This window comes from Gordonia sp. AC31, from assembly GCF_031844505.1.
Classification (GTDB): Bacteria; Actinomycetota; Actinomycetes; order Mycobacteriales; family Mycobacteriaceae; genus Gordonia; species Gordonia hongkongensis.
This window is the reverse complement of record NZ_JAUZVK010000004.1, coordinates 133786-154363: the sequence shown is the minus strand read 5'-3', so window position 1 is coordinate 154363 and position 20578 is coordinate 133786. Positions and strand designations below refer to the sequence as shown.

The following is a 20578-nucleotide window of genomic DNA, read 5'->3' as shown; positions in this document are numbered from 1 at the left end:
AGACACATCGATTCATCGACGACGAACGCCGAGCGGTGATCCGCTCGGCGTTCGTCGTATCTGCTTCTCAACTCGCCCCGGGTCGACGCCCCGGGGTCAGCGCTCTTCGGCCGCCAGCTGACCACACGCGGCGGCGATCTCCTGCCCGCGCGTGTCGCGGACGGTGCACGAGACCCCCTGTTCGCGGACCCGGCGGACGAATTCGCGTTCCACCGGTTTGGGACTGGCGTCCCATTCCGATCCCGGCGTCGGGTTCAGCGGGATGAGGTTCACGTGCACCAGCGACCCGAGGGCGCGGTGCAGCTTCTCCCCCAGCAGGTCGGCCCGCCACGGCTGATCGTTGACGTCGCGGATGAGGGCGTACTCGATGGAGACGCGCCGTCCGGTGGTGTCGGCGTAGTAGCGGGCCGCCTCGAGCACCTCGGCGACCGACCACCGGTTGTTGACCGGGACGAGGGTGTCGCGGAGTTCGTCGTCGGGCGTGTGGAGGGAGACCGCGAGCGTCACCGCGAGCCCCTCGTCGGCGAGACGGCGGATCGACGGCGCGAGACCGACGGTCGACACGGTCACCGAGCGGGCGGAGATCCCGAGGCCCTCCGGCGCCGGCGAGGTGATCTGCCGGACGGCGCTGACCACTCGCTTGTAGTTGGCCAGCGGCTCACCCATGCCCATGAACACGACGTTCGACAGGCGTCCGGGCTCGCCGAGTTCTCCGTCGCGCAGCGCGCGGGCCGCGGCCCTCACCTGATCGACGATCTCGGCGGTCGACAGGTTGCGGTCCAGTCCGCCCTGCCCGGTGGCACAGAACGGGCAGGCCATGCCGCAGCCCGCCTGGCTCGAGATGCACAGCGTGTTGCGATCGGTGTAGCGCATGAGGACGCTCTCGAGGAGTGTGCCGTCGTGCAGGCGCCAGAGCGTCTTGCGGGTGGAGTCGTCGTCGCAGGAGATGTGCCGGACCGGGGTGAGCAGCTGCGGGAAGAGCTTGTCCCGCACCGATTCGCGCGACGCCGACGGCAGATCCGTCATCTCGTCGACGTCACCGTTGAGGCGCGCGTAGTACTGGCGGGCCAGTTGATCGGCCCGGAACTTCGGCAGCCCCAGGTCGGCCAACACCGCGACGCGACCGGCGGGGTCGAGGTCGGCGAAGTGTGTCGGCGGCCGCCCACGCTTGGGCGCGTCGAACACAAGTGGCAATGAGGTCATTTCGCCATTGTCGCATGTCATGATGAAGTGATGACGACACCCGAGGACCGACGGCACACGGGTTCGGTACCGGCGTGGGGCGAACAGCCCGCCGGGTCACCGCCACCGGCGACCGGCCATGCGCACACCCCGGAGCAGCACGCCCCCGACCCCGACCCCGACCATCGCGACCGTCTCCGCCGCACGGTCGCCGATGTGGAACACACGCGGACGCGCGCCACCTGGTTCGGCGTGGTGATCGGCGCGATCATCCTGGTCCTGCTGCTCGTCTTCATCGTGCAGAACCTCCAGTCGCAGAACATCGACTTGCTGTTCTGGGAGGTCAATCTGCCCCTCGGGGTCAGCCTGCTGATCGCGGCCATCGCCGGTGCGCTGGTCGTCGCGCTCGTGGGCGGCCTGCGGATGCTCCAACTGCGACGCGCGCTGAAGAAGGCAGCCAAGTAACGTCCGGCGGCGCGCTGGCCCGCGCTCAGAGCAGCGCGGTCAGCACGACCCACACCACGAACGCCGACGGCAGCAGGCTGTCGAGCCGGTCCATGATGCCACCGTGGCCGGGCAGCAGCGTGCCCATGTCCTTGATCCCGAGATCGCGCTTCACCTGGGATTCGACGAGATCACCAAGGGTCGCGCAGACCACCAGGACCGGTCCCAGGATGATGCCGATCCACCAGTGGCTCTCGAGCAGGAACACCACGCAGCCGACGGCACCGACAGTGCCGACGACGAGCGAGCCCACCATGCCTTCCCAGGACTTCTTCGGACTGATCGCCGGCGCCATCGGGTGCTTGCCGAACATCACGCCCGCGGCATAGCCGCCGACGTCGGAGCACACCACGACGACCATCAGCGTGGCCACTCGGGCCGCCCCGTCGTCCTGCACCACCAGGTGGGCGCCGAACGACGCGAGCAGCGGCAACCACGCCAGCACGAACACCGTGACGGCAAGGTCGCGGAGATAGTTGACCGGCGCCTTGTCGATGCCCTGCCCGAGGAGCTTCCACACCATCGACACCAGGGCCGTCGCCACGAACGCGACGAGAGCTCCGGTCGGACCCCAGGGCCAGCTCGCCCAGATGATGGCCTGGCCGCCGATGAGCAGCGGCCAGAGAGCGACGTCGTAGCCGCCGGTGCGGAGACGTTTGATGACCTCCCAGGTGGCGACCGCGAACGCGACCGCCACGAGGCCGTACCAGACCTTCGGGACGAAGATCAGGATCGCGATGATGCTGATGCCGAGTGTGCCGCCGACCGCGATCGCGGCCGGCAGGTCGCGGCCGGCGCGCGACTTCTTCTCACCGCCCCGTTGCGGAACCTCGTTCACACCTCGAGCAATTCGTCTTCTTTGTGCTTGACCAAGTCGTCGATCTGGTGCACGTAGGTCGCCGTGGTCTTGTCCAGTTCCTTCTCGGCGCGTGAGACCTCGTCCTCGCCGGCCTCGCCGTCCTTCTGGATGCGCTTGAGCTCGTCGGCAGCCTTGCGCCGCACGTTGCGGATCGCCACCTTCGCGTCCTCACCCTTGCCCTTGGCCTGCTTGACCAGATCGCGGCGACGCTCCTCGGTGAGCTGCGGGACGGCGACCCGGATGATCGTGCCGTCGTTGGTCGGATTGACCCCGAGGTCGGAGTTGCGGATCGCGGTCTCGATGTCGCGCAATGTCGACGCCTCATACGGCTTGATCACGACGAGTCGCGGTTCGGGCGTGTTGATGCTCGCGACCTGGGTCACGGGGGTCATCGAGCCGTAGTACTCGATGTTGACCTTGTTGAACATGGCCGGGTTCGCCCGCCCGGTGCGGATGGAGCCCATGTCCTCCTTGGCGACGTTGACCGCCTTCTCCATCTTCTCCTCGGCGTCGAGCAACGCGTCGTCGATCATCTTCGTCCTTGTTCCGTTCGGTCGGTGTTCTCGTCGATCTCGGGGTCAGGCGCCGGTTCAGGTGCTGACCAGGGTGCCGATGCGGTCACCCGCGACCGCACGGGCGATATTGCCCTGCTGGAGCAAATTGAACACCAAGATCGGCATCTTGTTGTCCATACACAGGCTGAAGGCCGTCGCGTCGGCGACCTTGAGCTCCTTGTCGAGCACCTCGCGGTGAGTGATCTCGGTGAAGAGGGTGGCGTCGGGGTTGGTACGCGGGTCGGCGTCGTACACGCCGTCGACCGCCTTGGCCATCAGGACCACCTCGGCCTTGATCTCCAGCGCACGCTGGGCCGCGGTGGTGTCGGTGGAGAAGTACGGCATCCCCATGCCGGCGCCGAAGATGACGACGCGGCCCTTCTCCAGGTGCCGCTGGGCGCGCAGCGGGAGATACGGCTCGGCGACCTGCCCCATCGTGATGGCGGTCTGCACCCGGGTCGAGATCCCGCGCTTCTCCAGGAAGTCCTGCAGCGCAAGGCAATTCATGACCGTGCCGAGCATGCCCATGTAGTCCGAGCGGCTGCGGTCGAGCCCTCGTTGCTGGAGTTCGGCGCCGCGGAAGAAGTTGCCGCCGCCGATCACGACGGCGACCTGGACACCGGAATTGACGACGTCGGCGATCTGGTCGGCGACGGTACCCACGACGTCGGGGTCGAGCCCGACTTCGCCGCCACCGAACATCTCGCCGCCCAACTTCAGCAAGACCCTACGGAATCCATCCCGCCGGATGGGGTCGGACGCTTCACTCATCGGCTTCCTCACTCGTCGGTTCGGTGAACTATCGTACGTCGTCACCGGAACGGACCCGCGACACGCGTCGTGCGCGCCGCGCGAGGGTGCCCTGGGGATTCAGCCGCGCAGGGCCGCCTCGAACTGCGGCCAGGCACGATGCAGTTCGTCCTGCCAGTACGGCCACGCATGGGTACCGCCCTCGTAGAGGTGGAACGTCGCCGGCACACCGATGTCGCGCATCCGGCGCTGGAAGTTCTTCGTGCACTGCGCCGTGGCGGTTTCGATCACCGCCCCGACCGCGATCTGGTCGAACAGCTTGGAGCCGTTGCCCTCGATGCCGGGGCCGTCGAGGGTGTCGTACCGGCCCGGCATCCCGGATCCGTTCGAGACGTAGATCGACGTTCCCCGGAACGCCTCGGCGTGCAGGTACGGATCGTTCGCACGCCACGCGGGGTCATCAGGCGGTCCCCACATGTTCAGGGTGTTCGCACCGCCGCGGCCCTCGACGACCATCCGGACGACGGCCTGCCCAAGCGGATCGCTGGTCTGCGCGCAGCCACTGAACGAGCCGATCGCCTGATAGACCGACGGCGCATGCAGGGCCAGCTGGAACACCGACGTGCCCGCCATCGAGATCCCGGCGATCGCATTGCGTCCGGTGCCGTCGAAGCGCTCGTCGATCGTTGCCGGCAACTCCTCGGTGAGGAAGGTCGCCCACTTCTGCCGCCCCAGCACGGGGTCGGACCGCTGCCAGTCGGTGAAGTAGCTCGCCGCGCCGCCCATCGGGACGACGATGTTGACGTTCTCGTCGGCGAAGAAGGTCCGGATGTCGGTCCGGTCGAACCAACTGCTCCCACCTTCCCCGCCGGCCGCGCCGTTGAGGAGGTAGAGCGTCGGGGCGGACCCCTGTCCGCGGGCCGGCCACACCTTGACCGGGACCACCCGACGCATCGCCACCGACCGGACGGCGACCTCGATCTCACCCCCGCGCTGTACCGTCTCGCCGACGATGCGAGCGGGCGCGGGTGTCGCGGCGGCGGGCGCCGCCAGTCCGAGTGTCGCAGCGAGCAGCGCGATCACGAGGGTCGCGGTCCGCACCGTCGTGTGCAGGTTCCCCGGTCGGTCACCGTTGGCAGACCCGTCGTCCATACCCCTCGCCTTCATTCGGGTGCGACCGCCGTCACACGCGCAACCCCGGCAGTGTGCCCGACGCACCGCCCGATGTCCACATGGGTCAATCGTCCAGCACCGCAACGGCATTCGATGAGACAGAGAGACAGGGACTGATACAACGTCTCATCGCACCACGGTTGTCCCGTTTCCCCGGCCGTCGAGGTTACCGTGCGGTAGGGTGCGTCCCGGTCGGCCGCTCCACCGTCGGGGACACCTCGGACATCTCTGGTGCGTCGGTCGCCGGATCCACTTTCCCGCAGGCGAATCGAGGAGCACACATGATGAAGTTCGGCCTCATCGAGGAATGGGAGCCCCGTCCCGGTCACCTGACCAGCTGGGTGGCCTCCCTCGCTTCGGTGACGAATGCCGATCGGGCTCCTGTGCATCCCTCCCCACCGTCCCACCAGCAGGAGGAGTACCTGCGTGTGGCGTGGCGCAACGAGTCCGCGGGTTTCCGTTTCGCGCGGCTCTGCCTGATGGCGTTCGACGTCTCGGCCCCACTCGACGTGTCCGCCATGACGAGCGCGGTCAACGAGTTCGTGCGGCGCCACGACAGTTTCCGGTCGTGGTTCTCGATGGAGGACGACGGTTCGATCCTCCGCCATCTCGTGCCCCCGGAGGTCGTCGAACTCATCCCGGTCGTATACGGAGACCGCGACGCCCCGCAGCTGCGGACGCACGTGCAGGACGAGACCTCGGGGCCGTTCAACTGGGACTGCTTCACCTTCGGAGCCATCGAGTGGGAGGGCGGGTTCACCCTCTACGCCGCGGCCGACCATCTCAACACCGACGGGATCTCCCAGGCCATCACCTGCGTGGACCTGTTGACCCTCTACATGAATGCGGCCTTCGGCGGCGACGCCGAGCTGCCCCCGGTCGGCAGCTACCTCGACTACTGCGCGCGCGAACGCGCCGTGTCGCGTCAGTTGACACGTCGTTCACCGCACGTCCAGCGCTGGATCGACCTGGTGCAGGCCAACGGCGGACGACTACCCGGTTTCCCGTTGCCGCTCGGCACCGGCGCGCAGACCTACACGCGCAGCGCGATCGTGAACTCGACCCTGTTCGACGAGCCCACCGCCGCGCGCTTCGAGCAGATCTGTCGCGATCTGGGCGCCAACATGATTGCCGGGATCATGACGGCGGCCGCCCTCGTGTACGCCGAATTCACCGGTCGAAGTGAGTATTTCGGGATGACGCCGAAGAGCACGAGATCGGGCACCGCGGAGTTGAAGTCGGTGGGCTGGTTCACGAGCCTGATCCCCGTTCCTCTCACCGTCGACGACGACACCACGTTCCGCTCCCTGGTACCGGAGGCTGCGCGCAGCTACGAGTCCGGAAAAGAACTGACCGACATCTCGTTTCACCGGGTTCTCGAACTCGTGGAACCCGCCGACGAGATCGCGGTCCGGTCCGGCTGGGCGGTGCCGATGGTGTCCTACATCGACGTCCGCAAACTACCCGGTGTCGAGATCTTCGAAGCCGGGAACGGGTGCCTCTTCGGCAATCGTGGTAGCAGCGAAGAGGTGTACATGTGGGTCAATCGGTTCTCCGGCCAGACCTCGATCACGTTGCTGTACCCCGACACCGAGATCGCGCGCGAGTCCGTCACGCAGTATGTCGAACGATTCGTCGCGGTGATGTCCGCGGTCGCCGACCTGGGCGACTACCGACCCTCGCTGCCGGCCCTCGCACCGTGACCGCCGGCCCCGCGGCGGGCCGGGAGACGACGGGCACTCTGCGCGATCGTCCGGGGGCCTGGGCGGCTCTCGCGGGATGCCTGCTCGGGGTGTTCATGCAGATGCTGGACACCACCATCGTCAACATCGCTCTGCCCGATCTCGCCCGGGATCTCGGCGCGTCGACGTCGCAGCAACTCCTGGTGCTGACGGTGTACACCCTGTCGTTCGCGTGCACCCTGCTGACCGCAGCGACACTGGGGGCGCGTGTCGGACGCCGGCGGATGTTCGTGGTCGGGATGGTGGCCTTCACCGTGACGTCGGTGCTGTGCGGTGTGGCGACCGGTCCTGCTGAACTCATCGCCTGTCGCGGAATACAAGGCGTGAGTGCGGCGCTCATGTCCGCGCAGACCCTGGCTCTCATCGCGGCCCTGTTCGACAAGAGGCGTCACGGACTGGTCTTCGGCGTCTACGGGGCCGTCGCCGGTATCGCCGCCATCCTCGGTCCGGTGATCGGCGGCTTCCTCGTCGACGCCGACGTTCTCGGATGGGGCTGGCGCGCGATCTTCTTCGTCAACGTGCCGCTCGGCCTGCTCTCGTGCCTGCTCGCCCACCGCCGCCTACCCGACGCGCGCGAACCGTCGCCGGGACGCGTGGACGTCCCGGGCGTGGTGCTGTCGGCAACGGCGCTGTTCCTGCTGCTGTACCCGCTGGCCCTCGGACGCGAGTTGGGGTGGCCCCCGATCCTGTGGGGGATGATCGGGACGGCCGGAATCCTGTTGACGCTGTTCGCTGTTCACGAGGTGCGTGTCGACGCCCGCGGTGGCACTCCCCTGTTACGACCACGGCTGTTCGCCTCGCGCCGCTTCGCGGTCGGGCTTCTCCTGTCGCTCCTGTTCTTCAGTGTGTTCGCCGGGTTCTTCTTCACCGTGTCGATCTCGGCTCAGTTCGGACTCGGCTACTCGGCCTTCGGGACCGGGATGCTGGCCCTGCCCTTCGCGATCGGCGCCGCGGTCGGCTCACTCGCCTCACCACGCGTGGTCGCCCGCATCACCGCCCCGCACACCCTGATGGCCGGATCCGTCGCCGTCGGAGCCGGATTCGTCTGGCTCGCGATGATCATCGAACCGGCTGCGGAGACCCTGCCGGTGCTTGGCATCCTCGGTCCCCTCGTACTCGGCGGTCTGGGGACGGGTGTGTTCATCGCACCGCTGCAGGCCGTGATCCTGTCCGACACGACCGAAGCCACGGTGGGCACGGCAACCGGGACGATCCCCACTGTTCAGCAGATCGGCGCCTCGATCGGGCTGGCGGTCGTCACCCTCTTCTTCTTCGGTCAGGTGGCCGGCCGGACAAGCGAGACGGTTCCGGCGGTGAGAGCCGAACTCGTTGCGTCGCTGTCGGAGTCACCGGTTCGCCCGGTGCTGCACGGGGCGGTCGCCGATCGTTTCGCATCCTGCGCGAGCGATCAGCTGCGGTCCGCACATCCGGAGCGACCGGCGCCCGCCTGCGCGGGCGGACCGACGTCGCCGGCGGTCGCCGCGGTCGCCGCGCAGGCACGGCCCTGGACTCAGGATGCGGCGCGGTCTGTGACCGCTCGGACTTTCCTGGCCGCGCTGAGGACGACCTTGGTGATGCTGGGTCTCGTCGCCGTGGCGATCGGGGCACTCGCCGCCGCTCTGCGGACGCGACGGACCCCATGAACGCACATCGCCCCGTCTCCTCGACGGAGACGGGGCGATGTGGAACGCGTTCGATCAGGCCTGGCCGACCTCGAACCGGGTGAAGGCCTTGACGGTCACACCGGCGTCGTCGAGCAGGGCCTTGACGGACTTCTTCGAGTCCTGAACCGAGGCCTGGTCGAGCAGCACGACGTCCTTGTAGAAGCCGTTGACGCGACCTTCGACGATCTTGGGCAGGGCCTGCTCGGGCTTGCCCTCCTCCTTGGCCGTCTGCTCGGCGATACGACGCTCGTTCTCGACGACGTCCGCGGGGACCTCGTCGCGGGTGGCGTAGCGCGCCTTGAGCGCGGCCACCTGCATCGCTGCGCCGCGAGCGGCCTCCTCGGCGACCTCGCCCTCACCGGTGTAGGACACCAGCACGCCGACGCCCGGAGGCAGGTCCGACGCGCGCTTGTGCAGGTACACGGCAACGGGACCGTCGTAGTAGGCCACGCGCCGGAGCTCGAGCTTCTCGCCGATCTTGGCCGAGAGAGCCGCCACGGCCTCGTCCACGGTGCCGTCGCCGAGCGGAGCCTTCTTCAGCTCGTCGAGGTCGTTGGTCTTCGCCGCGGCCGCCGCGTTCACGATGTCGTCGGCGAGCTGCTGGAACTCACCGTTCTTCGCGACGAAGTCGGTCTCGGAGTTGATCTCGATGAGCGCGCCGCCCTTGGCCGCGACCAGGCCCTCGGCCGTGGAGCGCTCGGCGCGCTTGCCCACGTCCTTGGCGCCCTTGATACGCAGCTCATCTACGGCCTTGTCGAAATCGCCGTCGTTGTTGGCCAGCGCGTTCTTGCAGTCGAGCATTCCAGAGCCGGTGAGCTCACGGAGACGCTTCACATCAGCTGCGGTGTAGTTCGCCATCGTCGGCGAGCCTCCTTAGAGAAAGTGTTGGGACCGGACTGCGAGCAGTCGGGACTACTGAGCAGCCGGGGCGTCGGTCGCGGCGGCGTCGCCGGCCGGTGCCGCAGCCTGGGTCAGCAGTTCCTGCTCCCACTCTGCCAGCGGTTCGCCACTGCCGGCCTCGGGCTTGGCGTCGCCACTGGCGGCGCCGGCACGGGCCTGGACGCCCTCGGCCACGGCCGAGGCCACGACGCGGGTGAGCAGTGCTGCGCTGCGGATGGCGTCGTCGTTGCCCGGGATCGGGTAGTCGACGAGGTCGGGATCGCAGTTGGTGTCCAGGATCGCGATGACCGGGATGTTCAGCTTGCGCGCCTCGCCGACGGCGATGTGCTCCTTGTTGGTGTCGACGACCCACACGGCCGACGGAACCTTGGCCATGTCGCGGATACCGCCGAGGGTGCGCTCGAGCTTGTTCTTCTCACGCGTGAGCATGAGGATTTCCTTCTTGGTGCGTCCCTCGAAACCGCCGGTCTGCTCCATGGTCTCGAGCTCCTTCAGGCGCTGCAGGCGCTTGTGGACGGTCGAGAAGTTGGTGAGCATGCCACCGAGCCAGCGCTGGTTGACGTACGGCATGCCGACACGGGTCGCCTCCGCGGCGATCGATTCCTGTGCCTGCTTCTTGGTGCCGACGAAGAGGATGGTGCCGCCGTGGGCGACGGTCTCCTTGACGAACTCGTACGCCTTGTCGATGTAGGTCAGCGTCTGCTGCAAATCGATGATGTAGATGCCGTTGCGGTCGGTGAAGATGAATCGCTTCATCTTCGGGTTCCAACGGCGGGTCTGGTGCCCGAAGTGTGCGCCGCTGTCCAGCAGCTGCTTCATGGTCACGACAGCCATGATCGTCCTTTTCTCGCAGTTGTCGTCGGTACCGTCGGTACCGACCCTGGCGCCTGCGGCCGAGTGCCACCCGAGACGGCATGGGCCGTTCCGGGACTGCTCACTTGGCGTGTGTTTCTCGACTGTGCTGGTCAGGGCGTCGAAGCCCGGAGCGTCACAGACCTGAGTGCAGGCGCGCGAAGTCACCTCATCAACGAGCGATGAGGTGCGTGGGAGAGTTTACGCCGCGGCGGATGGAACACCAAAACGCCTTCGCCCACGTCGGAGACGGTTGTGGTCATGCAGTCGGAGACGGTTGTGGTGATGCAGTCGGAGACGGTTGTGGGCGGATCCCATCCGGCTTCCGCTGCGTCCAATCACCGTGCCATCCCGATCACTGCGTGTCCTCGCCGCGTTCCTGCCGACTGTCCTCTGCGTCGTCGGTCCGGGCCCGGCCGCCGCGTCCGTCGGTGTGTACGCGGCGCCGTTGTCGCCCCGGCCCACCGTGGTCACCGCTTACGACGAGCCCGAGAAGCGATGGCAGCCCGGCCACCGGGGCGTCGACCTCGCGGCCGGGCCCGGCCAGACCGTCCGCGCGGCGGGGGCCGGTCGCGTGCGCTTTGCGGGAACGGTCGCCGGCCGGCCGGTGGTCTCGGTGTCCCATCCGGACGGCGTGACCACGACGTACGAGCCGGTGGAGGCGAGTGTCGACGCGGGTGATCACGTCTCGCGGGGTGAGGTCATCGGGACCGTGATGACCGGTCATCCGGGATGCCCGGTGCCCGCCTGCCTGCACTGGGGCGCCCGACGCGGTAGCGGACGTGCGGCGGACTACCTGGACCCGCTGGGCCTGCTCGGGGCCGTGCGCGTCCGGCTCAAACCGGTCGACTGACGGCGGTCACGCCCGCGGGTGCGCCTGTCGATGGACGGCCCGCAGACGTTCGACGCTCACATGCGTGTAGATCTGCGTCGTGGCGAGCGACGAGTGTCCGAGCAGTTCCTGGACGACACGCAGGTCGGCACCACCCTCGAGCAGATGAGTGGCGGCGCTGTGCCGGAGTCCGTGTGGCCCGGTCGCCGGGCCTCCGCTCGCCTCGACCGCGCGTGACACGACCGAGCGCGCCATCCGCTGGTCGAGCCGTCCGCCGCGGGCACCGAGCAGGAGGGCCGGCCCGGACGCGTCGGTCACCAGGGCCGGACGTCCGGAACGCAGCCAGGCGTCGATCGCGCGGGCGGCGGGCTCCCCGTAGGGGACCGACCGTTCCTTGTCGCCTTTGCCGATCACCCGCACCACCCGTCGCCCGGCGTCGACGTCGCCGACGTCCAGCCCGCACAACTCCCCCACTCGAACTCCGCTGGCGTACAACAACTCCAGGATGACCCGGTCCCGCAGGGCGATCGGGTCGTCGGGGGCACGATCCACTTCGGTGGCCGCGATCGCCGCCTCCGCCTGGGCGGGGGCCAGTACGGCGGGCAGGGTCCGATGTGCCTTGGGCGCCTTCAACCGCTGTGACGGGTCGGCCGCCAGGTAGCCCTCGCGGACCGCCCACGCGCAGAACGTCTTCGCCGCGGAGACCTGCCGGGCCACGGTCGTGCGCGCGGCGCCGCGCCGGGTCAGTTCCGCGAGCCAGGCCCGCAGCAGCGGGAGATCGATGTCGGCTACCGCGATTCCGCGGGCACCGGCGAACGAGACGAGGGCGCGAGCCCCACCGACATAGGCGCGGATCGTGTGCTCGCTGCGCCCTTTCTCCAGGCGCAGGTGGTCGGCGAAGTCGTCGAGCATGGTCACGACCTCACCGCGTCGGGCACCCGAGTGCAACCGCACACGCGGCGTCGTGGCCGAATCGGTGCCTGTCCGGCCGGTGGGCTCAGCCCTGGGCGCCGACGGCCTCCTCCTCGGCCCGCAGGTCGGCCTTCCACTGTCGGAAGCCCTCCTCGGTCCGGCCGCGCCGCCAGTACCCGGAGATCGAGGCGTTGGCCGCACTCACGCCGCGTTCCTTGCGGATGTAGGCCCGCAGGTTGTGCATGACCGCTTGCGCCTCGCCGTGGATGAACACGTGCGGTTCGCCCTCGAGCCATTCCGTCGCGCGCACGGCCGCGATGAGCGGGGCGTTGTCACCGGCGAGCGAATCGTCGACGTCCGCCGCGGGTCCGCCGCGGTGCACCCACGAGACCTGTGCCCCGGCGGGTGCGTCCAGGTCGAGTTCGTCGTCGGGGCCGGCGACCTCGATGAAGACCTTGGCGACGGCGTCGGCGGGAAGGGCTTCGAGTGCGGCGGCCACCGCGGGGAGACCCGCCTCGTCGCACGCCATGAGATGCCAGGGGGCATCGGATCGCGGACGGTAGCCACTACCCGGCCCGATGAAACGGATCGTCTCGCCCGGCTCCACCGAGGCCGCCCAGGGGCCGGCGATGCCCTCGGTGCCGTGCACGACGAAGTCGACGACGAGCTCGCGGGCCTCCGCGTCGACCCGGCGCACCGTGTAGGTACGCAAGACGGGTTGCCGCTCGGGCGCCTCGTTCGTACGGATCTCCTGGAGATCGAACGGTTCGGGATAGCTGACACCCGGCGGTGCGAAGACGAACTTCACATACATGTCGGTGTCGGGTTCCCCGGACTTGCCCAGAGCCGGTCGGAAGTCGTCGAACCCCTCCCCGCCCAGGTAAAGGCGTACGAAATGCGGGCTGATCCGCTCTCTTCGCAGCACCGTCATCGTGTTCACGCGTTTCGCCATCGAACCTCCCTTTCGGGTCAACCCTACGCCTACGAGATTAGGCCACCCTTAGCTTTAGAGCGGCGAACCACCCATCCGCGGTTGTAAGGTTTTCTATCGATCAAGCGATGTGAATTTGAGACTTTGTCATTCCTAAAGTCAGACGTCGCGAGACCCGACCAGAGGTGACTCCATGCCGGATCAGCCCGTGGACCAGTCCACCCCGCGCCGCGGCTCGCGGCTCAGTGTGGAGGACTGGCTGGAGGCCGCGACCCAGATCCTGGTCGACGACGGGATCGACGCCCTCAAGATCTCGCGCCTCAGTGCGCGCCTCGGTGTGACCAAGGGCAGCTTCTACTGGCACTTCACCGACATCGGGGCACTGAAGACCGCGCTCGCCGAACACTGCCGACGGGCACAGTCGGCGGCGGCCGACCGGATCGAGGCACTGGAAGCCCTACCACCGGTCGAACGGGTCGAGGGGATGGCGCGCCTGCTGTCGGACCCTCGCCGCTGGGCGATGGAGTCCGCCCTGCGCCGCTGGGCCCAGACGGACGAGTCGATCGCGAACTCCGTCGATGCACTCGACTGCCGGATCTTCTCGATCGCGATCTCGGCCATGCGCGAACTCGGGTTCTCGGAGGCCGAGGCGCACGCACGCGCGACGACGCTCCTGTACGCGGGAATCGGTTATGTCCACGCTCATGGCCGTCTGAACGAGGCGACGGTCGAGGATCTGCATGTCATCATCGACGTCCTCACCCGCCGCTGAGGTCACGCCAGCCGCCATCGTCCGTCCACGTTCTGCGCGTACCCCTTGATGTCGAGGTGCGCGAGCGCCGCGCGGACGGTTCCGATGTCGAGGCCGGCGGCGAACGCGATCTCGTCGATCCCCACTCCACCCCGGCCGGGAATGGCGTCGTGGACCCGTAGTTGCTCGGCGTCGAGCGCGTCGGTCGGTTTCGCGCGGCCGCGGCCGATGTCGCCCCCACCGTCGGGTCGTACCAGGTTGATCACCGACGCGACGTCGGACACCAGTACGGCGAGCTCGTCGGCGATCATCCGGTGACATCCGACCGAGGTCGCCGAGGTGACGGGACCTGGAACGGCTCCCAGCGGCCGGCCGAGCTTGCGCGCCCAGGCGGCGGTGTTCGCCGCGCCGGACCGTCGCCCTGCCTCGACCACGACGGTCGCGCCGCTCATCGCGGCGACCAATCGGTTCCGGGTGAGGAACCGATGTTTCGCCGCTGTCGTCCCGGGCGGGTACTCGCTGATCACCGCGCCCGTGCGCGCGATCGCGGTCAGCAGCGACGAGTGTGACGCCGGGTAGTCGCGGTCGATCCCACACGCCATCACCGCCGCGGTCACCCCGCCCGCCGCGACGACCGCGCGGTGAGCGGCGCCGTCGATGCCGAACGCCCCGCCGGACAGCACTGCGAAACCCTGGGCCGACAACCCCGACGCGAGCGTCTGCGTGACGTGTTCGCCATACGACGACGCGGCACGGGACCCGATCAACGCGATCGACGCAGCGGCGAGGTCGTCGAGCCGGGCCGGACCGCGCACCCACAGGGCGAGCGGTTCGCCTCCGCGCGCGGCCGTGTCGGCCTGCCCCAGCGCCAGCAACGACCAGGCCGGCCACTCCGGATCGGCACGGGTCACCAGGCGCGCACCGACCCGCTCGGCGGCGTCCAGATCGTCGACCGCACAGTCTGATTCACTCCGAGCCGCGGTGGCGGCAAGCACCGTCTCGTGGCCGCCGGGCACGGTGCGCCGACGGATCGCCGCGGCCGCCTCGACCGGACCGATGTCGTCGACGAGCGCGATGACCGCGGCGCACGGCGGTTCGGCGACCCGCGCCAGATAGGCCCAGGCGATGGATTCCGGCGACCGGGGTTCCGACGAATGGGCGGAGATCACCAGGTCGCTCCTCGGTCTCGGTACAGAAGTGACTGTGCGACATCGTCTTCGACGGGACGCCCGGACCCGCTCAGATCGCTGAGGGTCCATGCCAGCCGCAGAGCGCGATCGGCACCGCGGGCCGTCACGCGGCCGTCTCGGAGGAACAGTTCGATGGGCCGCAGCACGTCGGGCGGCAGCCGGAACCGCTGCCGCAGCGCGGACCCGGGAACCTCGGCATTGGTGCGCCACCCGAATTCCGACCACCGCTCGATCGCAGTGGCACGCGCCGCGGTGACGCGGGCCCGGACGTCGGCACTCGACTCCCCGGCACCGCTCATCAGCGCGGTGTTGCCCGGTGGGTCCATCCGCACGCGGATGTCCACGCGGTCCAGCAGCGGTCCGGACAACTTGCCCAGATAGCGCCGCCGCACGACGGCCGTGCAGACGCAGTCGACGTCGTGGGCGGGCGCGCACGGACACGGGTTCGCCGCGAGGATCAGCTGAAAGCGCGCGGGATAGACCGCCATGCCGTCACGCCGGGGCACCCGGACCTCGCCGTCCTCGAGGGGTTCCCGCAGGGATTCGAGCGACTTGACACTCATCTCGGCGCACTCGTCGAGGAACAGCACTCCTCGATGCGCCTTGGACGCCGCGCCCGGCCGGGCGAATCCGGTACCGCCACCGAGCAGGGCTGTGATCGATGAGCTGTGGTGCGGGGCGACGAACGGCGGTTCGGTGATCAGCGGACGTCCGGGCGACAACTCCCCCACCAGGGAATGGATCGCCGTCACCTCCAACGAGTCCTCCAGACCCAGCGACGGCAGAATGCCCGGCAGCCGCCGCGCGAGCATCGTCTTGCCGATCCCCGGCGATCCGGTCATCAGAACGTGATGCGCTCCCGCGGCGGCGATCTCCAGCGCGTGCCGGGCCTCGTGCTGCCCGACCACGTCGGCCATGTCGGGAACCGGCGGCGCCTGCGTCGCCGCCGCCGCATGCACCGTGTCGAGCACGTGGTCACCCGCCAGCCACTGCGTCACCTCTTTCAGACTGCTCGCTCCACCGACGTCCATCCCCTCGACGAGCGCCGCCTCGGCGACGGTCTCGATCGGCACCACCGCCCGTCGATACCCCTCCTGCCGCGCCGCAATCACCGCCGGCAACACCCCGCGGATCGGCCGCACGGTGCCATCCAGACCGAGCTCGCCCAGAAAAACCGTCGACGACAACTTCTCCGCCGACACCTGTTGCGTGGCAGCCAGAATGGACACGGCCATCGACAGATCGAATCCCGGACCGATCTTCGGCATGTCCGCCGGCGACAACGCCACCGTCACCTTCAACTCGGGAAAACTGAACCCGGAGTTCTTGATCGCAGCCCGCACCCGATCCCGCGCCTCCCGAACCGACGAATCCGGATTACCCGTCACCGCGAACCCCGGCAGACCCGAACTCACACTCGCCTGCACGTCGACGACCTGCGCGACAAAGGCATTGAGCCCCACCGCCTGTGTTTGCCCCAACATGGGCACAGTCTCGCCGGGAACACGCGTGGCGCGCGGCGCCGAACCACTCACACAGCCGATCTGTGGATGACCTCGCGGTTGTGCATGTCCTATACGAGCGCAGGTCGGCTCGTAACGTCAGTCGCGCCAAGCTACGTATCGGCGACCTTCCGATCTCCCACGAACACTTTCAACGTCCTCCCGTCGTCCTGGTAGCTCAACTCCGCCGACACGTCGTACTTCACGTAGGCGCGACCCTCACCACCGGTGGTGTGATCGATGACCTCGAAACGGGTGACAGTGCTCGAAGAGAGCGCAGATCGCGAGTCCTTCGGCGTAGCCGAGAGCCATTCCCTGAACTGGTCGGCTTCCTCCCACGCCACACAGACACCGCAACGCGATGACCTGTTTTCAGTCTCGAGCTCCGGGAAATCGTCCAGGTCGGTGGTTTCGCAGCGCTCGCCCCACATGTCGGTGACGTACTGCTCGAACAATGAAAGCGCGTGTGCGCTGTGTGCGTCCATCTGTCCCCCCTGACGACCAAGAGATTCAGAGTCCTCCCAGAGGCAAGGGTTGTCCAGTGATTTGCCATCGCCCATTCCGGCCACGCGTCGATCGACTCAGACCCAACAGCCCCACACCCGTGAGCGCCGTCGCTACGTGCATGAGGGACCCACTCCGTCCATGGAGGGCCCCGGACTACGCTCGACAACCGATGGACGACGGAACATTCGACGATGCGTTCGTCGGCGATCTCGACCGATTACTCCGATGGCGTCGCGACGTCCGTCGCTTCCGCCGCGAACCACTTGAACCCCACGTGCTACCCGAGATCCTCGACGCTGCCGAACTGGCTCCGTCCGTGGGCAACAGCCAGCCGTGGCGCTGGGTCGAGGTGCGTTCCGCCGCAGCCCGGCAAACGGTGCGCGACAGCTTCACTCGCTGCAATGCCGACGCGCTGGACGGTTATACGGGCGAACAAGCACGGCTGTATTCGTCGCTCAAGCTCGCCGGTCTCGACGACGCTCCCGTCCACCTCGCCGTGTTCTGCGAGCCCGGTGTCGAGCAGGGCCGGGGACTCGGCCGACAGACAGTGCCCGAGACGCTGGAGTATTCGGTCGTCACCGCGATCTCCACACTCTGGCTGGCTGCGCGGGCCCGAGGCGTCGGGGTGGGGTGGGTGTCCATCATCGAACCCGAGGAGGTTTCCGAGGCACTTGCCGTACCGCCGGCCTGGAAGCTGGTCGCCTACCTGTGTATCGGCTACCCCGCGCACGACTCTGAGACACCGGAACTCGAACGTGTCGGCTGGCAGTCACGGACGTCCGCCGGGGAACGCTTCTTCGTGCGCTGACACCAGATCGTGACCCCGCGGACCGCGCGATCCGCATGTAACTCCAGTAACAATAGTCACGTCAATAACTTCTGTCGCAAGAGTAACTGGAGGACGCGCGTGTCGAGCCGTCTCACCACGAGTGTCCGACTGGCCCTCGCCGGGGTCATCGCCTTCAGCGGCACCGCGGTCGCGCTGACGACCGGTGCCGGCGTCGCGCACGCCGCGCCGTGCGGCAACGCGAGCACAGGCTCGAGCTTCCTGGGCTTCGGGTCCAGCGGTTCCAGCGGCTCGAGTGGCTCCAGCGGGTCGGAGGGCTCGTCGGGCAGCTCGAGCATCCCGAACCCGGGACCGCAGCGGCCGTTGATCCCCTATGTCGGTTCCAAATCCCGCACCGTCGGGTGGGTGACGGGACCGCTCAGCGCCAACCGCACATTCAGCCGGTTCGGTATCGGCGGCACCGATCTCGGCGTCTCCTGGGACAACGGCCGCGGCCAGACGCTGATGGCTTTCGGAGACACCTTCGGCAACTGCAACGCGCCGGGACAGCAGTGGCGGCACAACGTGCTGCTCCGCACCGACGACGACAACCTCGCCAACGGACTCTCCGTCCCGGCCGGTCGCGAAGGCGACGTGACGTCGGGTTCGGTGATCGCGCCCGGTCAACCGAACTACGCGCAGGAACTGATCCCGTCGCTCGGCATCTCCAATGTCGAGGTCACCACGATCCCGACGGCGGCCATCTCTCTCCCGCACGGCGACGGCTTCCGCCAGTACATCAACTACATGTCGGTGCGCTCGTGGGGTTCGCCGGGCAACTGGGTCACCAACTTCTCGGCGATCGCCCATTCCGACGACAACGGCCAGACCTGGGTCACCGATCAGGACACGATCCTCATCAATGCTCCGGTCTCGCTCCGACTGCCCGGCGAGTTCCGGCCGATCGAGTTCAACAACGGCAAGTTCCAGCAGAACGCGTACGTCCGCGGCCGGCCCGGGACACCCGAAGCCGAGTACGTCTACCAGTTCGGCACCCCGAACGGACGATTCGGCGCCGCCTTCCTCGCGCGGTTCAAACCCACGGACATCCTCGACCTCGACGCGTACGAGTACTGGGCCGGGAAGAGTCGCGGCTGGGTGGACGACATCGCCGCGATCCCCGACGACGGCTCGGCGGTCGTCGTCCGACAACCGGTCACCGAACTATCGGTCGCCTGGAGCCCGTACCTCGAGAAGTACGTCATGCTCTATGGCGACAACGACATCACGCTGCGCACCGCCGATCATCCCGAAGGTCCGTGGAGTGCACCGAAGACCATCGTGCCCCGAGGTACGCTCGTCGTCTACGGACCGATGATGCTTCCCAACTCCCCCGCGCTGCAGGGGGATTCGAAGGAGCTCTACTTCAACGCGTCGCGGTGGAGCGACTACAACGTGATGCTGATCCGGACCGATCTGAGCAAGCTCTGACACCCGGGCTCACACGTGCACACCCTGGTGATGCCGCACCTGCGCGCGAGCCAGATCGTCGGGAGCGGCCTGGTCGAGGCGCACGCTGACGACGTCGAACCGGATCTGCGACCATCGCCGGTCCTGCGCCGCCAGCCACATCCCGGCGAGTCGGCGCATCCGGGCGAGCTTCGTCGGCGTGACCGCCATGACCGGATCGTCGTACGTGCGGCTCGCGCGGGTCTTGACCTCGACGATCACCAGGACCGACCCGTCCGCGGCCACCAGATCCAGTTCGCCATAGCGGGTACGCCAATTGCGCTCCAGGACAGTCCAGCCCAGCGATATCGCGTAATCCGCGGCCACGTCCTCACCGAGCCGGCCGATATGACCGCGGCGATCGGGGCGAGGATGGTCGCGCGCTTGTGCACTCATGCCGATCAGATTCGCGCAGAACCGATTTCGTCGACCGCCCGAAAGCGAGCAACGCCCTGATCTGTGCACGATCAGGGCGTTGTCAACAGATTGCGCGTGGTCAGGGCTCGTCGGGCAGGCGGAGTTCCGACTTCTCGAGTTCCTCGATGTTCACGTCCTTGAACGTGATCACGCGAACCTGCTTGACGAACCGCGCCGGGCGGTACATGTCCCACACCCAGGCATCGCTCATGCGGAGTTCGAAGTAGACCTCGCCGTCGGTGTTGCGCGGGATCATCTCGACCGCGTTGGCGAGGTAGAAGCGCCGCTCCGTCTCCACCACGTAGGTGAACTGCCCGACGATGTCCTTGTACTCGCGGTACAGAGAGAGTTCCATCTCGGTTTCGTACTTCTCGAGATCCTCAGCACTCATCCTGTCAGCCTATCCCTGTTGTCGTTTGCGCTGGTGACCACACGTGCCGCGACATTACGGTACGACATGCGGTGTTGTGGTGAGGGGCCGGCGGCGTCGATGCGCGACATGTGCAACGCCGTGCTGTAGCCCTTGTGGATGGCGAAGTCGTACCCGGGCAGGTCGTCGTCCATGGCGACCATGATGCGGTCTCGGGTGACCTTGGCGATGATGCTGGCGGCGGCGATGCACGCGGCCGCCCCGTCTCCCCCGATCACGGGCAGGGACGGCGCCGTCAGTCCCGGCACCGCGAAACCGTCGGACAGCACGTACCCCGGTTTCACGTCGAGGGCGGCCACCGCCCGGCGCATGCCCTCGATGTTCGCGACGTGGATGCCGATGCGATCGATCTCGGCGGCTTCGATGATCACCGCACTCCAGCTCTGCGCGTAGCGCGTCACCGAGCGGTACAGCTCCTCGCGGGTGCGCTCGGTCAATCGTTTGGAGTCATCGAGGTCGGCGAGGGAGACGAGCTGCGTCGGCTTCAAGACGCAGGCCGCCACGACCAGCGGGCCCGCGCACGCTCCGCGGCCGGCTTCGTCGACCCCCGCCACGGGCCCCAGACCCTGCCGGTGCAAGGCGAATTCGAACGTCCGCAGGCCCGCGGCACGGCGGACGGGTGAGCGGGGTGGCCATCGAGTCGTCACAGCT

At 68.0% G+C, this 20578-nt stretch carries 22 protein-coding genes; 7 read left to right on the top strand and 15 right to left on the bottom strand.

Annotated features, from left to right (window positions below):
* Window positions 1-96: 96 nt before the first annotated feature.
* On the bottom strand, window positions 97-1203 hold the full coding sequence (gene rlmN, locus Q9R39_RS06660) for a 23S rRNA (adenine(2503)-C(2))-methyltransferase RlmN (RefSeq protein ID WP_211538796.1): 1107 nt from the start codon (window positions 1201-1203) through the stop codon (window positions 97-99).
* Between the two features lie 30 nt (window positions 1204-1233).
* On the opposite strand from rlmN, the gene Q9R39_RS06655 reads away from it, so the two are divergent.
* Window positions 1234-1647 (top strand): lipopolysaccharide assembly LapA domain-containing protein, encoded by a 414-nt coding sequence (locus tag Q9R39_RS06655; protein ID WP_211538788.1) that lies wholly within the window; start codon window positions 1234-1236, stop codon window positions 1645-1647.
* A 25-nt stretch (window positions 1648-1672) separates the two neighbouring features.
* On the opposite strand, the gene Q9R39_RS06650 is transcribed toward Q9R39_RS06655, so the two are convergent.
* From Q9R39_RS06650 to Q9R39_RS06635, 4 genes are all read right to left on the bottom strand, one after another.
* Window positions 1673-2524 carry a phosphatidate cytidylyltransferase gene (locus tag Q9R39_RS06650; protein WP_159370638.1) on the bottom strand — a complete coding sequence of 284 codons (852 nt, stop codon included), beginning with the start codon at window positions 2522-2524 and terminating at the stop codon, window positions 1673-1675.
* A complete protein-coding gene (gene frr / locus Q9R39_RS06645; protein ID WP_058250099.1) occupies window positions 2521-3078 on the bottom strand; it encodes a ribosome recycling factor in 558 nt (185 codons plus the stop codon). Before frr ends, Q9R39_RS06650 begins: the two co-directional genes overlap by 4 nt.
* A 57-nt stretch (window positions 3079-3135) precedes the next feature.
* Window positions 3136-3870 (bottom strand): UMP kinase, encoded by a 735-nt coding sequence (pyrH, locus tag Q9R39_RS06640; RefSeq protein ID WP_058250098.1) that lies wholly within the window; start codon window positions 3868-3870, stop codon window positions 3136-3138.
* 99 nt (window positions 3871-3969) lie between these two features.
* Window positions 3970-5001 (bottom strand): alpha/beta hydrolase family protein, encoded by a 1032-nt coding sequence (locus Q9R39_RS06635; RefSeq protein WP_211538786.1) that lies wholly within the window; start codon window positions 4999-5001, stop codon window positions 3970-3972.
* 80 nt (window positions 5002-5081) lie between these two features.
* On the opposite strand from Q9R39_RS06635, the gene Q9R39_RS06630 reads away from it, so the two are divergent.
* Window positions 5082-6725, top strand: a complete 1644-nt coding sequence (locus tag Q9R39_RS06630) for a condensation domain-containing protein (RefSeq protein WP_374193903.1) — start codon at window positions 5082-5084, stop codon at window positions 6723-6725.
* Between the two features lie 95 nt (window positions 6726-6820).
* A complete protein-coding gene (locus Q9R39_RS06625) occupies window positions 6821-8407 on the top strand; it encodes an MFS transporter (protein WP_211538887.1) in 1587 nt (528 codons plus the stop codon).
* Between the two features lie 54 nt (window positions 8408-8461).
* Here the strand turns inward: Q9R39_RS06625 and tsf are convergent, their stop codons facing one another.
* On the bottom strand, window positions 8462-9286 hold the full coding sequence (gene tsf, locus Q9R39_RS06620) for a translation elongation factor Ts (protein WP_211538783.1): 825 nt from the start codon (window positions 9284-9286) through the stop codon (window positions 8462-8464).
* Window positions 9287-9340: 54 nt separating this feature from the next.
* Complete coding sequence (gene rpsB / locus Q9R39_RS06615) at window positions 9341-10162, bottom strand: 30S ribosomal protein S2 (RefSeq protein WP_058250093.1); 822 nt, start codon at window positions 10160-10162, stop codon at window positions 9341-9343.
* Window positions 10163-10523: 361 nt separating this feature from the next.
* On the opposite strand from rpsB, the gene Q9R39_RS06610 reads away from it, so the two are divergent.
* On the top strand, window positions 10524-11033 hold the full coding sequence (locus Q9R39_RS06610; protein WP_374193902.1) for a M23 family metallopeptidase: 510 nt from the start codon (window positions 10524-10526) through the stop codon (window positions 11031-11033).
* A 6-nt stretch (window positions 11034-11039) separates the two neighbouring features.
* On the opposite strand, the gene Q9R39_RS06605 is transcribed toward Q9R39_RS06610, so the two are convergent.
* Both Q9R39_RS06605 and Q9R39_RS06600 read right to left on the bottom strand, forming a co-directional pair.
* Window positions 11040-11924, bottom strand: a complete 885-nt coding sequence (locus Q9R39_RS06605; protein ID WP_211538883.1) for a tyrosine recombinase XerC — start codon at window positions 11922-11924, stop codon at window positions 11040-11042.
* A gap of 85 nt (window positions 11925-12009) precedes the next feature.
* A complete protein-coding gene (locus Q9R39_RS06600) occupies window positions 12010-12876 on the bottom strand; it encodes a siderophore-interacting protein (protein WP_058250092.1) in 867 nt (288 codons plus the stop codon).
* Window positions 12877-13048: 172 nt separating this feature from the next.
* On the opposite strand from Q9R39_RS06600, the gene Q9R39_RS06595 reads away from it, so the two are divergent.
* Complete coding sequence (locus Q9R39_RS06595) at window positions 13049-13627, top strand: TetR/AcrR family transcriptional regulator (protein WP_058250091.1); 579 nt, start codon at window positions 13049-13051, stop codon at window positions 13625-13627.
* Between the two features lie 2 nt (window positions 13628-13629).
* Here the strand turns inward: Q9R39_RS06595 and dprA are convergent, their stop codons facing one another.
* The 3 genes from dprA to Q9R39_RS06580 all read right to left on the bottom strand — a co-directional run bounded on the left by dprA (window position 13630) and on the right by Q9R39_RS06580 (window position 16783).
* Window positions 13630-14772, bottom strand: a complete 1143-nt coding sequence (gene dprA, locus Q9R39_RS06590) for a DNA-processing protein DprA (protein ID WP_211538881.1) — start codon at window positions 14770-14772, stop codon at window positions 13630-13632.
* A complete protein-coding gene (locus Q9R39_RS06585) occupies window positions 14772-16280 on the bottom strand; it encodes a YifB family Mg chelatase-like AAA ATPase (RefSeq protein WP_311277218.1) in 1509 nt (502 codons plus the stop codon). Before Q9R39_RS06585 ends, dprA begins: the two co-directional genes overlap by 1 nt.
* 131 nt (window positions 16281-16411) lie before the next feature.
* A complete protein-coding gene (locus Q9R39_RS06580) occupies window positions 16412-16783 on the bottom strand; it encodes a hypothetical protein (protein WP_311277217.1) in 372 nt (123 codons plus the stop codon).
* A 191-nt stretch (window positions 16784-16974) separates the two neighbouring features.
* Between Q9R39_RS06580 and bluB the strand changes: the two genes are divergently transcribed.
* Both bluB and Q9R39_RS06570 read left to right on the top strand, forming a co-directional pair.
* On the top strand, window positions 16975-17613 hold the full coding sequence (gene bluB / locus Q9R39_RS06575) for a 5,6-dimethylbenzimidazole synthase (RefSeq protein ID WP_058250088.1): 639 nt from the start codon (window positions 16975-16977) through the stop codon (window positions 17611-17613).
* 99 nt (window positions 17614-17712) lie between these two features.
* Window positions 17713-19062, top strand: a complete 1350-nt coding sequence (locus Q9R39_RS06570) for a DUF4185 domain-containing protein (RefSeq protein ID WP_311277216.1) — start codon at window positions 17713-17715, stop codon at window positions 19060-19062.
* Window positions 19063-19071: 9 nt separating this feature from the next.
* Here Q9R39_RS06570 and Q9R39_RS06565 read toward each other — a convergent pair whose 3' ends face one another.
* The 3 genes from Q9R39_RS06565 to Q9R39_RS06555 form a co-directional block, all read right to left on the bottom strand.
* The gene (locus Q9R39_RS06565; protein WP_058250086.1) at window positions 19072-19476 is read right to left on the bottom strand and encodes a YraN family protein; all 405 of its coding nucleotides are present in this window, start codon (window positions 19474-19476) and stop codon (window positions 19072-19074) included.
* A gap of 100 nt (window positions 19477-19576) precedes the next feature.
* On the bottom strand, window positions 19577-19888 hold the full coding sequence (locus Q9R39_RS06560) for a DUF2469 domain-containing protein (protein ID WP_004572292.1): 312 nt from the start codon (window positions 19886-19888) through the stop codon (window positions 19577-19579).
* The gene (locus Q9R39_RS06555; protein WP_058250085.1) at window positions 19885-20574 is read right to left on the bottom strand and encodes a ribonuclease HII; all 690 of its coding nucleotides are present in this window, start codon (window positions 20572-20574) and stop codon (window positions 19885-19887) included. Before Q9R39_RS06555 ends, Q9R39_RS06560 begins: the two co-directional genes overlap by 4 nt.
* Between the last annotated feature and the right edge of the window lie 4 nt (window positions 20575-20578).

Bases quoted from the DNA above. Each gene is read 5' to 3' on its own strand.
- rlmN (WP_211538796.1), bottom strand. From the start codon at position 1,203: ATGACCTCATTGCCACTTGTGTTCGACGCGCCCAAGCGTGGGCGGCCG.
- Q9R39_RS06655 (WP_211538788.1), top strand. From the start codon at position 1,234: ATGACGACACCCGAGGACCGACGGCACACGGGTTCGGTACCGGCGTGG.
- frr (WP_058250099.1), bottom strand. From the start codon at position 3,078: ATGATCGACGACGCGTTGCTCGACGCCGAGGAGAAGATGGAGAAGGCG.
- pyrH (WP_058250098.1), bottom strand. From the start codon at position 3,870: ATGAGTGAAGCGTCCGACCCCATCCGGCGGGATGGATTCCGTAGGGTC.
- Q9R39_RS06635 (WP_211538786.1), bottom strand. From the start codon at position 5,001: ATGGACGACGGGTCTGCCAACGGTGACCGACCGGGGAACCTGCACACG.
- Q9R39_RS06630 (WP_374193903.1), top strand. From the start codon at position 5,082: ATGGGTCAATCGTCCAGCACCGCAACGGCATTCGATGAGACAGAGAGA.
- Q9R39_RS06625 (WP_211538887.1), top strand. From the start codon at position 6,821: ATGCAGATGCTGGACACCACCATCGTCAACATCGCTCTGCCCGATCTC.
- tsf (WP_211538783.1), bottom strand. From the start codon at position 9,286: ATGGCGAACTACACCGCAGCTGATGTGAAGCGTCTCCGTGAGCTCACC.
- rpsB (WP_058250093.1), bottom strand. From the start codon at position 10,162: ATGGCTGTCGTGACCATGAAGCAGCTGCTGGACAGCGGCGCACACTTC.
- Q9R39_RS06605 (WP_211538883.1), bottom strand. From the start codon at position 11,924: ATGCTCGACGACTTCGCCGACCACCTGCGCCTGGAGAAAGGGCGCAGC.
- Q9R39_RS06600 (WP_058250092.1), bottom strand. From the start codon at position 12,876: ATGGCGAAACGCGTGAACACGATGACGGTGCTGCGAAGAGAGCGGATC.
- Q9R39_RS06595 (WP_058250091.1), top strand. From the start codon at position 13,049: ATGCCGGATCAGCCCGTGGACCAGTCCACCCCGCGCCGCGGCTCGCGG.
- Q9R39_RS06585 (WP_311277218.1), bottom strand. From the start codon at position 16,280: ATGTTGGGGCAAACACAGGCGGTGGGGCTCAATGCCTTTGTCGCGCAG.
- Q9R39_RS06580 (WP_311277217.1), bottom strand. From the start codon at position 16,783: ATGGACGCACACAGCGCACACGCGCTTTCATTGTTCGAGCAGTACGTC.
- bluB (WP_058250088.1), top strand. From the start codon at position 16,975: ATGGACGACGGAACATTCGACGATGCGTTCGTCGGCGATCTCGACCGA.
- Q9R39_RS06565 (WP_058250086.1), bottom strand. From the start codon at position 19,476: ATGAGTGCACAAGCGCGCGACCATCCTCGCCCCGATCGCCGCGGTCAT.
- Q9R39_RS06560 (WP_004572292.1), bottom strand. From the start codon at position 19,888: ATGAGTGCTGAGGATCTCGAGAAGTACGAAACCGAGATGGAACTCTCT.